This is a genomic window from Nonomuraea sp. 10N515B, assembly GCF_052245915.1.
Taxonomy (GTDB): domain Bacteria; phylum Actinomycetota; class Actinomycetes; order Streptosporangiales; family Streptosporangiaceae; genus Nonomuraea.
On sequence record NZ_JBQQBQ010000026.1, the window covers coordinates 36,646 to 52,724 of the forward strand.

Genomic DNA, 16,079 nt, shown 5'->3' on the forward strand with positions numbered 1-16,079 from the left:
AAGGACTTGCAGGCCCGACGGTCTTGACCGTCGGGCCTGACCGCTGTCACGATCGCGCGCACCGCCGTACATCGGGAGGTCCTCATCGAGCACCACGCCGCCCACGCGTCAGCGTGCGCGCAGCACCACGATGGCGAGGTCGTCGGCGCTCGGCTCGGAGGCGAACTCGGCCGCGCCCCTGCGGATGCGCTCGGCCACCGCCCTGGCCGACAGTCCGGCGCACTCGGCGAGCAGCTTGGCCAAGCCGCCGTCGTCGTCGAGCAGGCGCCCGCCGGAGCGCCGCTCGGTCACCCCGTCCGTGACGGCCAGCAGCACGTCGCCGTGGTCGAGATGGAGGGTGTCGGCCTCGAACACGACCTCGTGGAAGACCCCGAGCAACGACTGCGGCGTGGTGACGGTCTCGACCTTGCCGTTCGGCTTGAGCCGCAGCGCCTCGGGATGCCCCGCCGACACCAGGCGGACCTCCAGACCGGTCTCCACGGGGGTGATGTCGCCGTGCAGCAGCGTGAGGAACCTGGCCCGCTCCCCCTCCTCCAGGATCGCCTGGTTGAGCCGGCCGAGCACGGCGGCCACCCCATATCCCTCCCGCGCCAGCAGCCGCAGCGTGTGCCGGGCGAGGCCGGTCACGGCGGCGGCCTCCGGGCCGGTGCCGCAGACGTCACCGATCGCGAACCGCCACGAGTCGTCGCCCGCCTTGAACAGGTCGTAGAAGTCGCCGCCGACCTCGTTGACCTCGCCGGCGGGCTCGTAAATGACGCCGTAGTCGAGCCCCGGCACGTCCGGTTCGTTGGGCGGGAGCAGGCTGCGCTGCAGCGCCCGGTTGGCGGCGGCCTGCTGGGCGTAGAGCCTGGCGTTGTCCATGGCCAGCGCGGCGCGCCTGCCGATGTCGTCGGCGAACTGGATGACCTCGTCACGGAACCGGTCGGGCCGGCCCAGGCACATCATGCCGAGACTGCGCCCGCGCGCCGTCAGCGGCACCGCCAGCACCTGCGAGTCGGCCAGGTGAAGGGTGGAGGTGACGCTGGTGCCGGCGGCGCCGACGTCCATGTCCGCCAACTGCTCGCGCAGCCCGTCGATCCTGGCCTCGTCGGCATGCCACAGATAGACCAGCCGCAGCGGTCCGGCGGCGCCGTCGGAGGTGTAGACGGCGCACCAACTCGCCAACCTCGGCACCACAATCTGGGCGATGATCGCCGGCACCATGTCGGGGTCGAGAGTGCCTGCCAGCAAGTCGCTCGCGTCAGCCAGGAACCCCAGCCAATGAGGTCCGGTGGACCTCTCCTCCAGCCATTCGGCTGCGACCCTGTCCACGGAGCCAGGTAGCGTGAGCCTAGCCCAATGGACACGGGAATCGCCCGCGAAGGTGACTCCCCACTCTTCCACGTTCGAGGAAGGAGCTTTTGGATCACTCTGGGAGACGCTTCGTTGCCGGAATTCGATCTGTACAGCGTTCCCGAAATGCTTCCAAATGACCTCAAATGGCTCGTCAGCGACCTGCTCGGCCAAGTCCCCTGCGACTTGCTCGGCAGTATGGAGCACGCCACCAGTGGCCCACGCGGTCATCACCTCACGCGTGAACCTCATCGCAGCCGTCACAGCGGTCTCGCCGGGCGCGAACGTCGCGGCCAGCACCGCATGGGGAGAAGCAGTCATCCAACCGTGCCTACCACACTTCCCACTGACTTGGGGTAAATCCAAGGACAGGACTACGAGCTACTCATCGTGACAGACTTGAATCACTCGCCGAGGCAGGCAGCGAGTGAAGGAGGCCCCATGACCACGGCCAAGGCCGCGCTAAGCCCCGAGGAGAGGACGTACACCGAATCGGATCTCGTGCCCGTCCTGGAGACTCTTTTCTCTTGGCGTGACGGTGACTTCCGGCGTCGGGTGCCTCATGCGCCTCCCGGCATTCTCAGCGAGATACGGCTGCTGCTCAACGAGGTGGCCGATCGTCGCGAGCATCTGTCCAACGAGCTCGTACGCGTCCGTAAGGAAGTGGTCAAGGAGGGCCGGTTCAGCGAGCGGCTGACGCCCGGCCCCGGCGTGGGCGCGTGGGCGGAGAGCGTCGAGTCGGTCAACCAGCTGATCGAGGCCCTGGTGAGCCCGGTGAGCGGCGCGGCCGATGTGATCGACGCGGTCGCCAAGGGCGATCTCTCGCGCCGCATCGACCTCGACCGGTCGGCCCGTGGCGAGGTGCGCCGCCTGGGCAAGGCCATCAACGGCATGGTGGATCAGCTGGCGCTGTTCAACTCCGAGGTGACCAGGGTGGCCCGCGAGGCCGGCACCGAGGGCCGCCTCGGCGGCAGTGCCAACCTGCGCGGCATGTCGGGCAGCTGGCGCGACCTCACCGAGGCCGTCAACACGATGTCTTCGCGCGTGGCCGCGCAGGTGCGCGACATCGCGGTCGTGACCACGGCGGTGGCCAAGGGCGACCTGAGCCGCAAGGTGACGGTCGACGCCGTGGGCGAGATGTTCGAGCTGAAGAACACCGTCAACACGATGGTGGACCAGCTGTCCGGCTTCGCCGAGGAGGTCACCCGAGTCGCCCGCGAGGTCGGCACCGAAGGCCAGCTCGGCGGCCAGGCGCAGGTCACCGGCGTGTCCGGGGTCTGGAAAGACCTGACGGACAACGTCAACTTCATGGCCAACAACCTGACCTCTCAGGTGCGCAGCATCGCGACCGTGGCGACGGCGGTGGCCCAGGGCAACTTGTCGAAGAAGATCACGGTCGACGCGCAGGGCGAGATCCTCCAGCTGAAGGACACCCTCAACACGATGGTGGACCAGCTGTCCTCCTTCGCCGACGAGGTCACCCGCGTGGCCCGCGAGGTCGGCACCGAAGGAAAGCTCGGCGGCCGCGCCGAGGTGAAGGGCGTGTCGGGCGTCTGGAAGGACCTCACCGACAACGTCAACTCCATGGCCAACAACCTCACCTACCAGGTGCGCAACATCGCCCAGGTGACCACGGCCGTGGCCAACGGCGACCTCACCCGCAAGATCGACGTGGACGCCCAGGGCGAGATCCTGGAGCTCAAGTCGACCATGAACACGATGGTCGAGCAGCTGTCGTCGTTCGCCTCCGAGGTGACCCGAGTCGCCCGCGAGGTGGGCACCGAGGGCCAGCTGGGCGGCCAGGCGCAGGTCCGCGGCGTGTCCGGGGTCTGGAAGGACCTGACGGACAACGTCAACTCGATGGCCAACAACCTGACCTCTCAGGTGCGCCAGATCGCGGCCGTCTCGTCCGCGGTGGCGCAGGGCAACCTGTCGAAGAAGATCACGGTCGACGCCCAGGGCGAGATGTTGCAGCTCAAGGACACCCTCAACACGATGGTGGACCAGCTGTCGTCCTTCGCCTCCGAGGTGACCCGAGTCGCCCGCGAGGTGGGCACCGAGGGCCAGCTGGGCGGCCAGGCGCGGGTGCAGGGCGTGTCCGGGGTCTGGAAGGACCTCACCGACAACGTCAACTTCATGGCCAACAACCTGACCTACCAGGTGCGCAACATCGCCGAGGTCACCACCGCGGTCGCCAACGGCGATCTCATGCGCAAGATCGACGTGGACGCCCAGGGCGAGATCCTGGCACTGAAGACCACCATCAACCGCATGGTGGACCAGCTGTCGTCCTTCGCCTCCGAGGTCACCCGAGTCGCCCGCGAGGTGGGCTCGGAGGGCCAGCTGGGCGGCCAGGCCCGGGTCGAGGGCGTCGAGGGCACGTGGAAGCGGCTCACCGAGAGCGTCAACGAGCTGGCCGGCAACCTCACCACGCAGGTGCGTGCGATCGCGACCGTGACCAGCGCCGTGGCGCGCGGCGACCTGACCCGCTCGATCGCCGTCGAGGCGCAGGGCGAGCTGGCGGAGCTGAAGGACAACATCAACTCGATGGTGGCCAACCTCCGCGAGACCACCCAGGCCAACCAGGAGCAGGACTGGCTCAAGTCCAACCTGGCCCGCATCTCCCGGCTCATGCAGGGCCACCGGGACCTCTACGAGGTGGCCAAGCTGACGATGAGCGAGCTGACGCCGCTGGTGTCGGCCCGCTACGGCGCCTTCTACGGCATCGATCCCGAGGGCGACCACGAGCTGGTGCTGATCGGCGGCTACGGCGTGCGTCCCGACCGGGCGCCGCGTCAGCGCTTCGCGATCGGCGAGGGCATCGTCGGCCAGGCCGCGGCCGAAGGCCGGCCCATCGTGCTCGACGACGTGCCGCCGCAGTTCATCACCATCGACAGCGGGCTGAGCCAGTCCACGCCCGCGCAGATCGTGGTGCTGCCGATCCTGTTCGAGAGCCGCGTGCTCGGCGCGCTGGAGCTGGCCTCGTTCACCCCGTTCGGCGAGGTGCACCTGGACTTCCTGCGGCAGCTCGTCGAGACCATCGGTGTCACGATGAACACGATCATCGCCAACTCCCGCACCGAGGACCTGCTGACCGAGTCGCAGCGGCTCACCCGCGAGCTGCAGGAGCGCTCGGACGAGCTGCAGCGCCAGCAGGAGGAGCTGCGCAGGTCCAACGCCGAGCTGGAGGACAAGGCGGCGCTGCTGGCCAAGCAGAACCGCGCGATCGAGATCCAGAACTTCCAGATCGAGCAGGCCCGCCGCACGCTGGAGGAGCGCGCGGAGCAGCTCGCGGTGTCCTCGCGCTACAAGTCCGAGTTCCTCGCGAACATGTCGCACGAGCTGCGCACGCCGCTCAACAGCCTGCTGGTGCTGGCCAAGCTGCTGACCGAGAACGCCGAGGGCAACCTGACCTCGCAGCAGGTCGAGTTCGCCCGTACGATCCACAGCGCAGGATCCGCGCTGCTCCAGCTGATCAACGACATGCTCGACCTGTCGAAGGTCGAGGCGGGCCGGATGGACATCCACCCCATCCAAGTGTCGCTGCCCAAGATGGTCGATCTGCTCGAGGCGGCGTTCGCGCCGCTCGCCCAGGACAAGGGCCTGTCGTTCAGCGTGGACGTCGAGTCCGATGTTCCGAGCGAGTTGCGCGCCGACGAGCAGCGGCTGCAGCAGGTGCTGCGTAATCTGCTGTCCAACGCGGTGAAGTTCACACCGCGCGGCGAGGTGAAGCTGCGGGTCGCGGTGGCGCCGCCCGGGGTGGACTTCGACGACGACACGCTGCACGACGCCAGGGACCTGCTGGCGTTCCAGGTGATCGACACCGGCATCGGCATCGCGCCCGACAAGCGGGACGTGATCTTCGAGGCGTTCCGGCAGGCCGACGGCACGACGAGCAGGAAATACGGCGGCACGGGCCTGGGCCTGGCCATCTGCCGGGACATCGCCAGGCTGCTCGGCGGCGAGATCCACGTGGACAGCGAGCTCGGCAAGGGCAGCACGTTCACGCTCTACCTGCCGGCCTCGTACACCGGGCCGCTGGCCGCCACGGACGGGAGCGCGGGACGCCGGCAGCTCATGGCCTCGCCCGCGGACGAGCCTGCCACCGTCACCGTGCCCGAGCCGCCGATGCCGCTCGATCTGCCGATGCCCGAGCTGGTCGAGCCGCCGATCGAGACGCCTGTCCAGTGGCAGGGTGACGACCCGCTCAGCGGCGCGAAGATCCTCATCGTGGACGACGACATCCGCAACGTGTTCGCCCTGACCAGCGTGCTGGAGCGACACGGCTCTACAGTCGTCTACGCTGAGAACGGCCGGGAGGGGATCGAGCAGCTCGAACGAAACGAGGACGTCGCGCTCGTGCTGATGGACATCATGATGCCGGAGATGGACGGCTGGGCCACGACCTCGGCGATTCGGCGCATGCCGCAGTTCGCCGACCTGCCGATCATCGCGTTGACGGCCAAGGTCATGCGGGGCGACCGGGAGAAGAGCATCGCGTCGGGCGCGTCCGACTACGTGCCCAAGCCGGTCGACGTCGACCGCCTGCTCGAACGCCTGCGCGGCTGGCTGAGCCGCGGCCGAGGGGCCACTTCTGACTCGTCAGCCGAAGGGTCGTGATCGATGGCGGAGCGAGCGAAGATCCTCCTGGTAGACGACCGCGAGGAAAACCTCATCGCGCTGGAAGCCATCCTCAGCTCGCTCGACCTGGTGCCGGTACGCGCCCGGTCGGGCGAGGAGGCGCTGAAAGCACTGCTCAACACCGAGTTCGCGCTCATCCTGCTCGACGTGCGGATGCCGGGCATGGATGGGTTCGAGACGGCTGCGCACATCAAGCGGCGCGAGCGGACCAGGAACATTCCGATCATCTTCCTGACCGTGGTGGACAGCGCGCCCGACTACGCCTTCCGCGGCTACGCGGCAGGTGCGGTGGACTATCTGACCAAGCCGTTCGACCCGTGGGTGTTGCGGGCGAAAGTGTCGGTGTTCACCGAGCTCTACAACATGAACAAGCGGCTGGCCGAGCAGGCGTCCCTGCTCCGCGACCGGCTCACCGGCGAACTGCCGGCCGGGGCCGGTGATCAGGCGTCGGTGCTGCCGGAGCTGTCGCGGCGGCTGACGGCCGTGGAGGATGAGCTGGCCCGGATTCGGGAGCTGGCCCGCAAGTCCCAGGACCCGGCGCTGGCCGCGCCGCTCTCGGACCTCACCGACCGCCTGACGCATTTGCGCGCCGGCTTCGACGCCCTGTCCTAATCCGGCACACTCGCGGACGCCCCCGCAAGGGGCCCGCGGCGCCGCGCGGGCCCGCGGCGCCACGCGAGCCAGCAGCGCCACGCGAGCCAGCAGCGCCACGCGAGCCAGCAGCGCCACGCGAGCCAGCAGCGCCACGCGGGCCAGGGGCGCACTGCGGCGCGTAAGTGACACGGACGCGCCCTCGTGGCGCCGGGGCGGCGGGATGGGGTACGGCGGCGCTCGGCGCAGGAGCACGGCGCCCAGCGCGGGATGGCGCGGCGCACGGCACGCAACGGCGCGGCGCGCAGCACGGCACGGCACGGCACGGCGCGCAGCACGGCACGGCGCGCAGCACAAACAGCACGGCGCAGCGCACGGCACGGCACGGCGCACGGCACGGCACGGCGCGCAGCACAAACAGCACGGCGCAGCGCGGCGCGGCGCACGGCACGGCGCACGGCACGGCACGGCGCACGGCACGGGGCGGCGCACGGCACGGGGCGGCACGGCGCGGCACAGCGCGGCACGGCGCGGCACGGCACGGCACGGCACGGGACGGCACCGCACGGCACGGGACGGCACGGGATGGCGGCACGGCACGGGATGGCGGCACGGCACGGGATGGCGGCACGGCACGGGATGGCGGCACGGCACGGGATGGCGGCACGGCACGGGATGGCGGCACGGCACGGGATGGCGGCACGGCACCGCGCGGGATGGCGCGGCACGGCGCGACGCGGAATGGCGCGGCGTGAGATGGCGCCGGACGCGGCGAAGGCGAGGGGGTGGCCGGAAGGCGGCGGAGGGAGCGCGGCCGGAGGAAGAGGTGCCGGCGGGACAGAAGGGGGATGGGTTAGTGGCGGGCGCGTTCGAGGGCGTCCCAGAAGCCGCGCCGCAACGCGTGCCGTACCTCATCATGCAGCAGGAAATCGATCGGCAACGACGACCCCTGAAGCAGCCGCGCCTCCAGGTCGGACGGCATGCGCGGCTTGCGGGCCAGCACCGCCTCCAGCCACAGCGCCGGGGCGTCCCTGGCCACGGACTCGCCGAAGTCGTGCCCTTCCCGGTGGGCGGCCTTGACCGCGTCGGACAGCGTGGTGGCGCCCGCGGTCGCGGCGGGTGGCGGCGTGACGGGTGCGGGCTGCGGCCCGGTGTACGGCCCCAGCTGCGACGGCTGGTAGGTGCCCCCACTCGACGGCGAGGCGAACTGCCCGGTGCTGGGCGACTGGGCTGACTGCTGGGCCTGCATGGGCCCGGTCGCCGGGGCCGACGGCTGCTCCGCCTGCTGGTAGCTGGCATAGGTGGGCAGCGAGGGCGGCGTGGACGACGCATGCCCGCGCCCCGACGACACCGGCCCGTTAGAGGACGGCTGGCTGCTCGACGTGGAAGAGGACGACGAGCCGGCGGCATGGCTCCCGGTGGACGGCGTGGCCGGGGGCAGCGACGACGGCAACGAGGACGGAGGCAGGGACGACGAGGATGGCGAGGGCGGCAGCGAGTGCGTGGCCTGACCGTTGCTGAGCGGCTGGTGGTGCCCGTTGGAGGCCGCCTCGCTGACACCGGTCACCAGGGAGACGTAAGGGCGCAGGTGGGCGGAGCCCAGCTCGACCAAGTCGTCGCACTCCTGCCGGAGCGAGCGGGAGACGGCCCAGCCGCCGTCGGCCGCGACGTGGATGACGCTCACCCTGATGCCGAGATCCTGCGCGTCGCACACGACCTGCGCCAGGTCCTCGTCCCCGCTCACGACCACCGCGTCGCAGATGGCGTTGTTGCGGGCGAGCGTCATCAGATCGCGGTGGACCTGGGCGTCGACGCCCTCGCGACGGCCCGGCCTGATCCGTGACAGCCTGAGCTTGAGGCCGGGGATGTCGGCCAACGCGTCGTGCTCCGGCGTGCGGCGGCCTTCGACCGTCGCCTCGTACCAGTAGCACCGAAGCAGCGGCAGGCCGGTGCGCTCGCGCGACAGGCTGGTCATCAGCTGGAGCAAGCCCGGGTAATCCCAGGCGACCGCTTCGCGATGACGCGTGCCGTGCACGGCCATCGCGCCATCAGCCAGCAGATAGCCGGCGTCTACGAACAGCGCACAGCGATCCACTGACACCGCCCCTTTCCTGGTGGTCCGACCTTGCTGGCTCTGCACCGTCAGAGACCGGACTCGGCGGCCCTCTCTCAGGGTAATGAAAGCTGGTGATCGTGCGAGGGTTAATGCCGACGATTCGACGCCTGCCCGCCGATGCACCAGACCGTCTAGGCAGACCGTACCAGTTTGTCCCGTTCGCGGTCACGAGCGCGCACGCACGCTCAACGCGGCGACCCCGAACAGGACGACGTCCTTGTCCGTGGCGATCGTCAGTCCCGGATCCACTCCGAGCTCGGCGCCGACCGTGTCGACGTCGACCCCGAACGTCGTATCCGCAGCACCGCTCGACGAGCCGTCGAAGACGTTGGCGGGATCGCGGTCGCCGCCCGCGGGGGTGAGGGCGCCGGAGCCGAGCGAGACCTTGTCGCCCGCGAGGTCGGCGTCGCCCTCCCAGGTGACCAGTTCGAGCCTGGCCGGAGCGGCCGCGGGGGTCAGGCCCTCGAGCGGTACGCGTACGCGCCCGGCCCGGCCGCCGATCACGGTGGCCGTGTCGAGCACAACGGCCTGGCTGTACGGCTCCGACGGGTCGGTGACGATCAGCACCAGGCTCCAGCCGGCATACCGGGCCACCCCCTCCTCCATCGGCGCGTCGGCCGCCCACCATGTGCCGCTCCTGCGTGCGCCGGCGACCAACCGGCTCACGTCGGCGAACGCCTGGTAGACGGGGCCGGCGGGGAGCTCGCGGGCGGCCACATGGGCCGGCCGGACCGGCACGTAATCCGGCCGCCCGGGCGGGCGGACCTTGATGGGCCCGGCCCGCTCGCCGCTCGCCGACCAGTAGAGCCCGGCCCACACGACCCGGCTGCCCTTCGGCAGCGACAGCTCGGCCGCGCTGGAGGAGGTGGTGTCCGCCGCGCCGTCCCCGTCGAGCGCGGTCATCGGCCACAGGTCGTTGTCGCGCTGGTCGCCCTCGCGCCGCCGGGCGGGCACGCAGCCCGCCAGCTCCTCGGGACAGGTCAGCAGCGAGTTGCCGATCGCCCTGACGGTCACCTTGCCCTCGGTGGCGAACCTGGCCGGCGCCCCGGACGCGCGTACGCCTTCCTCGGCCCGCGCCGTGACCCGCAGCGCGCCGGCTTCGACGCGCACAGCGGGCCCCGCACCCTCCGGCGCCTCTTCGGCGACGAGGACCCGCAGGAACACCGCCGTGCCCTGGCCTGCCGCGAGCGACTCCCTGGTGCACCGCGCGCCGCCGCCGGCCGGGCGGCAGGCCCAGCCGTCCACCGTGCCCACGGGCCCGGCGAGGGAGGCGGCCTGGTGACGGCGTGCCGCCGGGATGAGCCGCACGCCCCGCGGCAGGTCCACGAGCGCCGCCAAGGCCTGGCTGGGCCCATCGCCGTCGTTGCGCAGGCGGATGCCGATGATGCCGGGCTGAGCGCGTACGAGTGCGCCGAGCGGGTCGATCGTGGCCCGCAGCCTCGCCTTGCCCGGCTGCCGCTCGGTCCTGCCCGGCGGCGGGACCCGCGCGGGCTCCTCTCTGGGCTCGGGCCGCGCCTGCAGCGCCGATGGCGGCGGCTGGGCGATCGGCGCGGGCGTGGGCGTGTCGATCGGCCGTGCCTCGGATATCAGCAGAAGCGCGATGGCCGCGGCGAGCATGACGGCCATGCCACCGGCCAGCGCGGCCTGCTGGTGCTTTGGCGCCCGCCAAAGCCACGCCGAGGCCCGCAGCAACCCGCCCACGCGGCCGCCGACCGCCGGCTTGGCGAGGGCGGCAGCGTAGCCGCCGAAGAGCGGCCCGGCGATCAGCGGTCCGACGATGACCCGCAGCCCGCGGTTGACATCGCCCAACTCCAGCAGGACCCCGTGGCACTCCTCGCAGCCGCTCACATGCTCGTCGACCGCCTTGGCGTCGCGCCTGGTCAGCCCGCCCCTGACGTAGGAGCCCAGCTTGCCGAGAACGGGACGGCACTCGGGCCGCGGCTGCGTGCCCAGATGCAGCTGCAGGTAAGCCTGCCGAAGCCCCTCCCTGGCCCGGTACGTCAGCGCGGCCACGCCGTTGGCCGACAACCCCAGCAGCGGCGCCACCTCGGCCTGCTTGCTCCGCTCCACCGCGATGTGCCAGAGCACCGCCCGCCATCGCTCGGGCAACGACAGGTATGCCCTGGCGATCGGCGACGTCTCCAGCCCCACGAGCGCGGGATCCACGAACGGCATCCCGGGGTCGTAGTCCTCGATCTCCTCCGTGCTCAGTGGGCGGCCCTCGATCCTGGACCGGTCGCGGACCGTGCGCCGCACCACGGTCAGCAGGTAGGTGCGGAAGCCGGCCTCGGGACCCGCGCCCCTGCCGACCAGGTCAAGGATCTTGGTAAACGCCTCGGCGATCACGTCCTCGGCCTCGGTGCTCTTGACGAGCTGCCGGGCCAGCGCACGGGCCGCGGCGACGTGGCGCTCGTAGAGCTGCCCGTAAGCGGATGCGTTGCCCTCCCTGACGGCCTGCAGGAGCTCTGCGTCGCTTTGTGGCGATTCGACACCCATAGTGACCTCACGATTACGCGGGGTTGCCCGGCGCAATCATTCCGCATAACCCGTCACGACTAAACCGCGACGCGGTCTTTACCGCCCGGCGAGCGTCCCCCACGGCAAGCTCGCACCCTGGTCAGGACCCTAAGCTTGGACGCATGACAGATCGCGACAACCTGCTGGCCGAGATCAAGAAGAAGGCCGTCGTCCACGGCAAGGTCACGCTCTCCTCCGGCATAGAGGCCGACTACTATCTCGACCTGCGGCGGATCACGCTCGACGGCGTGGCCGCGCCCCTCGTCGGCAAGGTGATGCTCGACCTGACCGAGGATCTTGACTACGACGCGGTGGGCGGGCTCACGCTGGGCGCCGATCCCATCGCCGCCGCGATGCTGCATGCCGCGGCGGCCCGGGGACGCGTGCTGGATGCGTTCGTGGTGCGCAAGGCGATGAAGGAGCACGGCCTGCAGCGCAGGATCGAGGGGCCCGAGGTGAAGGGGCGGCGGGTGCTCGCGCTCGAGGACACCTCCACGACCGGCGCGTCGGTGCTGACCGCCGTGGAGGCGCTGCGGGAGGCCGGGGCCGAGGTGGTGGCCGTGGCCACGATCGTGGACCGCGGAGCGCACGAGCGCATCGTCGGCGCGGGACTCGACTACCGCACCGCCTTCACCCCGCAGGAGCTGGGCCTCTAGCCGGGCGCGCGGGCGGTGAACGCCTGCCTGGCGCCCTGCTCCCCCTGCTCGCGCCGCTCGCCGTTCTCGGTGACGCGGACCGTGCCCGCGTCGCTGAGCACCACGTCCAGCTCGGGCTCGAAGTAGCTGACCTCCTCGCCCTTGCTCATCTCACGGTGCTGGAGCACGTCGCCGCCCGGCACCCGTACGGTGACGGTGGGGCAGGTTTGGGCCAGGCACTCGATGTGCACCGTCGGCACCTGGACGGTGTCCTCCTGGCCGGCAGTGCCGGCAGTGCCGGCGGTGGCGAGGGCGGTCGCGGTGGCGCGCTCGCGCTCGGCCTGGGTCGGCGCGTCGAGCGAGGCGAGCAGCGCGCGACCGCCTATGACCAGGAGTGTCACCACGGCCACGACCGCCAGGACGGCGAGCGCCAGGCGGGCGAGGCCCATCGGATCTGACCTGTGGCGTCCCACAGTGGGCAGCGTACCGTGACGTATGCCACTCCTACCGGTAGTCGCCTACGCCGTCAGGACGGATCGCCCACGCGGTGGTGTTTGCCGTTGGGCACGGGGAGCCGCTTGGCCTCGCGGCGCTTCTTGACGACCTCGACGAAGATCGGGATCAGCGAGATGAGCACGATGAGGAAGACGCCCGGCAGGATGTACTTGTCGATCTGCTCGGGCTTGACCTGCCCGCCGAGGAAGTGGCCGACCAGGAGCAGGCTCTCGACCCAGACCACTCCGCCGACGACGTTCCACACGAAGAAACGTTTGGACGGCATCTCCAGCACGCCGGCGACGGGATTCATGAACGTGCGGACGATCGGCACGAACCTGGCCAGAATCACCGCCTTGGCCGGGCCGAACTTCTCGAAGAACTCCTCGGCCCTGAGCACGTGCTCCCGCTTGAACAACCGCGAATTCGGCTTGTCAAAGAGTTTGCGGCCGAATCGCGCGCCCAGGAAATGCCCGAGCTGGGCGCCGGCGATCGCGCACAGCGGGGTGCCGATCAACAGGACGGGCAGCGAGAGCGGCTCGATCCCTATGCCCGCGGCCACTGACGCCGAGCTGAAAATCCCCGCGGCCACCAGCAGCGAGTCGCCGGGCAAGAAGAACCCGAGCAGCAGACCCGTTTCGGCGAAGATGATGGCCAGGACGCCGATCGTGGCGAAAGCGCCGAGAATCGTGAGCCACCACGTCGGGTTGAGGAGATTCAAAAGCCAGTCCACGCCGAGAGCCTACCCGGAGCGGGCATGTCCGGCGTGACCATCGAGCGCGCGCCTTCAACAACGCGTTGTATCTACCACACGGGGTAGTGAGCCGGGATACTGGGCCCTGGCGCGAAGCCGTAACTTCTCAGGGAGATGAATCATGCCTATTGCGACTCCAGAGGTCTACGCTGAGATGCTCGACCGGGCCAAGGCCGGCGGATTCGCCTACCCGGCGATCAACGTGACCTCGTCTCAGACGCTGAATGCCGCTCTGCGCGGCTTCGCCGAGGCCGAGAGCGACGGCATCGTTCAGGTCTCCACCGGCGGCGCCGAGTTCCTGTCCGGCGCCACTGTCAAGGACATGGTCGCCGGGGCGACGGCGCTGGCCGAGTACGCCCGGATCGTGGCCGCGAAATACCCCGTCACGGTGGCGTTGCACACCGACCACTGCCCCAAGGACAAGCTCGACGGCTTCATGCGGCCGCTGATCGACATCTCCCTGGAGCGGGTCTCCAAGGGCCTGGACCCGCTCTTCCAGTCGCACATGTGGGACGGCTCGGCCGTGCTGCTGGAGGAGAACCTGGAGATCGCCAAGGAGCTCCTGGACAAGTGCGCGCGGGCCCGGATCATCATGGAGATGGAGATCGGTGTCGTCGGCGGCGAGGAAGACGGCGTCGTCGGCGAGATCAACGAGAAGCTCTACACCACTGCCGAGGACGCGCTGGCGACCGCCGAGGCCGTCGGCATCGGGGAGCAGGGCCGCTACATGCTGGCCGCCACGTTCGGCAATGTGCACGGCGTCTACAAGCCGGGCCACGTCAAGCTGCGGCCGAGCGTGCTGAAGGAGATCCAGGACGCGGTCGGCGCCAAATACGGCAAGGACAAGCCGTTCGACCTGGTCTTCCACGGCGGCTCCGGCTCGCTGCTCTCGGAGATCCACGAGGCGATCTCCTACGGCGTCGTCAAGATGAACGTCGACACCGACACCCAATACGCCTTCACCAGGCCGATCGCGGACCACATGTTCCGCAACTACGACGGCGTACTCAAGGTGGACGGCGACGTGGGCAACAAAAAGTCCTACGACCCGCGCGCGTACGGCAAGGCCGCGGAGGCCGGGATGGCCGCGCGTGTCGTGGAGGCGTGCGAGAGCCTGAAGAGCGCTGGGACGAAGATCTCCTAGCCATCACGGCGGCCCGGCGGGTATGACTTGTCCTATGGATAACCTTCTCGCCGGGCCGCCCCCGACTCACCTGCCGGATCAGCCCGAGGCCAGAGAGGCGCTGGAGTCCGGTGCCAAGCCCGCCGACGTGGCGGCCCGCTTCCCCGCCCACCCGGCGGCGTGGGCCGCGCTCGCGGAGGAATACTTCGCTCAGGGGCACGCCGTGACCTCCTACGCCTTCGCGCGCACGGGCTACCATCGCGGGCTCGACCACCTGCGCCGCAGCGGCTGGAAGGGCCACGGGCCCATTCCGTGGGAGCACGAGCCCAACCGCGGCTTCCTGCGGTGCCTGTACGCGCTGTCGCGAGCCGCCCAGGCGATCGGCGAGAAAGACGAGGCCGAGCGGTGCCTGCAGTTCCTTAAGGACAGCACGGAATCTGGTTACGACGCGCTGACCAAGGGTTAGCCCTTGGGGTGTTTAGGCGTGTTCGGGTAGTCTCACTACGCAAGAGCCCCTGTCGCGCTTGCGCCAGGGGTTTCGTTTTGTGCTCAGGAGACTGAACCATGCCGGCTGCCGTTCTCGTTGGTGCCCAGTGGGGCGATGAGGGCAAGGGCAAGGCCACCGACCTGCTCGGTGGCGACGTCGATTACGTCGTCCGCTATCAGGGTGGCAACAACGCGGGGCACACGGTCGTCATCGGCGACCAGAAATACGCCCTCCACCTGCTTCCCACCGGAATCCTCTCGCCAGAAGTCGTGCCGGTGATCGGCAACGGTGTAGTGATCGACCCGGGTGTCCTGCTGAGTGAGATCGACGGGCTGGCCGCGCGGGGCATCTCCGCCGAGCGGCTGCTGATCTCCTCGAACGCGCACTTGATCATGCCCCACCACAAGGCGCTCGACAAGGTCACCGAGCGCTACCTGGGCAAGGCCAGGATCGGCACGACCGGGCGCGGGATCGGGCCCGCGTACGGCGACAAGATCGCACGCATGGGCGTGCGCGTGCAGGACCTGCTCGACCCGGGCATCCTGGCGAAGAAGATCGAAGTCGCGCTGACCGAGAAGAACCAGGTGTTGACCAAGGTCTACAACCGGCGCGGCATCGACCACGAAGCCGTGCTGGAGGAATACCTCGCCTACGCCGAGCGGCTCAAGCCACACATCGCCGACACCACGCTGGTGCTCTCGAAGGCGCTGGACGAGGGCAAGTTCGTGCTGCTGGAGGGCGGCCAGGGGACGCTGCTCGACATCGACCACGGCACGTACCCGTTCGTCACGTCGTCGTCTCCCACGTCGGGCGGCGCGTGTGCGGGAGCCGGGATCCCGCCGAACCGGCTCACCAAGATCATCGGCATCCTGAAGGCGTACACGACCCGGGTCGGCTCCGGGCCCTTCCCGACCGAGCTGACGGACGAGATGGGCGAGTGGCTGCGCCAGACCGGCGGCGAGTACGGCGTCACCACCGGCCGCAACCGCCGCTGCGGCTGGTTCGACGCGGTGATCGCCCGCTACGCGACCCGCATCAACGGGATCACCGACTACTTCCTCACCAAGCTGGACGTGCTGTCGGGGCTGGAGCGGATCCCGGTGTGCGTGGCCTACGACGTGGACGGGGTGCGGCACGACGAGATCCCGATGACGCAGACCGAGTTCCACCACGCGACGCCGATCTACGAGGAGTTCCCGGGGTGGCAGGAGGACATCACCAGCGCCAAGTCCTTCGATGACCTGCCGCCGACGGCGCAGTCCTATGTGCGGGCGCTGGAGGAGATGGCCGGGGCGCCGGTCTCCGCCATCGGCGTCGGCCCGGGCCGCGACCAGACCGTGGTGGTGCGCTCGCTCGTCTGACCGGCTCTGACGTGGCCGGCGGGTCGC

11 protein-coding genes are annotated in these 16,079 nt (G+C 70.0%); 6 read left to right on the forward strand and 5 right to left on the reverse strand.

Features of this window, described 5'->3' with window-relative positions; genetic code table 11:
- Positions 1-108 precede the first annotated feature (108 nt).
- On the reverse strand, positions 109-1,311 hold the full coding sequence (locus ACTWQA_RS32515; protein ID WP_443162825.1) for a PP2C family protein-serine/threonine phosphatase: 1,203 nt from the start codon (positions 1,309-1,311) through the stop codon (positions 109-111).
- 462 nt (positions 1,312-1,773) lie between these two features.
- Here ACTWQA_RS32515 and ACTWQA_RS32520 point away from each other — a divergent pair, with 462 nt between their 5' ends.
- Positions 1,774-5,952 (forward strand): HAMP domain-containing protein, encoded by a 4,179-nt coding sequence (locus tag ACTWQA_RS32520; protein ID WP_443162826.1) that lies wholly within the window; start codon positions 1,774-1,776, stop codon positions 5,950-5,952.
- A gap of 3 nt (positions 5,953-5,955) precedes the next feature.
- Complete coding sequence (locus ACTWQA_RS32525) at positions 5,956-6,585, forward strand: response regulator (RefSeq protein ID WP_327586495.1); 630 nt, start codon at positions 5,956-5,958, stop codon at positions 6,583-6,585.
- Positions 6,586-7,417: 832 nt separating this feature from the next.
- Here ACTWQA_RS32525 and ACTWQA_RS32530 read toward each other — a convergent pair.
- Together ACTWQA_RS32530 and ACTWQA_RS32535 are read right to left on the reverse strand one after the other, a co-directional pair.
- Complete coding sequence (locus ACTWQA_RS32530; protein WP_443162889.1) at positions 7,418-8,659, reverse strand: NYN domain-containing protein; 1,242 nt, start codon at positions 8,657-8,659, stop codon at positions 7,418-7,420.
- A 186-nt stretch (positions 8,660-8,845) separates the two neighbouring features.
- On the reverse strand, positions 8,846-11,176 hold the full coding sequence (locus tag ACTWQA_RS32535; protein ID WP_443162827.1) for a sigma-70 family RNA polymerase sigma factor: 2,331 nt from the start codon (positions 11,174-11,176) through the stop codon (positions 8,846-8,848).
- A 143-nt stretch (positions 11,177-11,319) separates the two neighbouring features.
- Here ACTWQA_RS32535 and pyrE point away from each other — a divergent pair, with 143 nt between their 5' ends.
- Positions 11,320-11,853 (forward strand): orotate phosphoribosyltransferase, encoded by a 534-nt coding sequence (pyrE, locus tag ACTWQA_RS32540; protein ID WP_305914194.1) that lies wholly within the window; start codon positions 11,320-11,322, stop codon positions 11,851-11,853.
- On the opposite strand, the gene ACTWQA_RS32545 is transcribed toward pyrE, so the two are convergent.
- Together ACTWQA_RS32545 and ACTWQA_RS32550 are read right to left on the reverse strand one after the other, a co-directional pair.
- Positions 11,850-12,305 carry a hypothetical protein gene (locus ACTWQA_RS32545; RefSeq protein ID WP_443162828.1) on the reverse strand — a complete coding sequence of 152 codons (456 nt, stop codon included), beginning with the start codon at positions 12,303-12,305 and terminating at the stop codon, positions 11,850-11,852. The two genes, pyrE and ACTWQA_RS32545, sit on opposite strands and share 4 nt — an antisense overlap.
- Before the next feature lie 53 nt (positions 12,306-12,358).
- A complete protein-coding gene (locus ACTWQA_RS32550; protein ID WP_443162829.1) occupies positions 12,359-13,060 on the reverse strand; it encodes a DedA family protein in 702 nt (233 codons plus the stop codon).
- Positions 13,061-13,202: 142 nt separating this feature from the next.
- On the opposite strand from ACTWQA_RS32550, the gene fbaA reads away from it, so the two are divergent.
- The 3 genes from fbaA (at position 13,203) to ACTWQA_RS32565 (ending at position 16,052) form a co-directional block, all read left to right on the forward strand.
- Entirely contained in the window at positions 13,203-14,225 is a 1,023-nt protein-coding gene (gene fbaA / locus ACTWQA_RS32555; RefSeq protein WP_305914191.1) for a class II fructose-bisphosphate aldolase, read from the forward strand.
- 34 nt (positions 14,226-14,259) lie between these two features.
- Positions 14,260-14,670, forward strand: coding sequence for a DUF3151 domain-containing protein (locus ACTWQA_RS32560; protein WP_305914190.1), 411 nt, complete (start codon positions 14,260-14,262; stop codon positions 14,668-14,670).
- Positions 14,671-14,768: 98 nt separating this feature from the next.
- Positions 14,769-16,052 (forward strand): adenylosuccinate synthase, encoded by a 1,284-nt coding sequence (locus tag ACTWQA_RS32565; RefSeq protein ID WP_305914189.1) that lies wholly within the window; start codon positions 14,769-14,771, stop codon positions 16,050-16,052.
- The last annotated feature ends 27 nt before the right edge of the window (positions 16,053-16,079 follow it).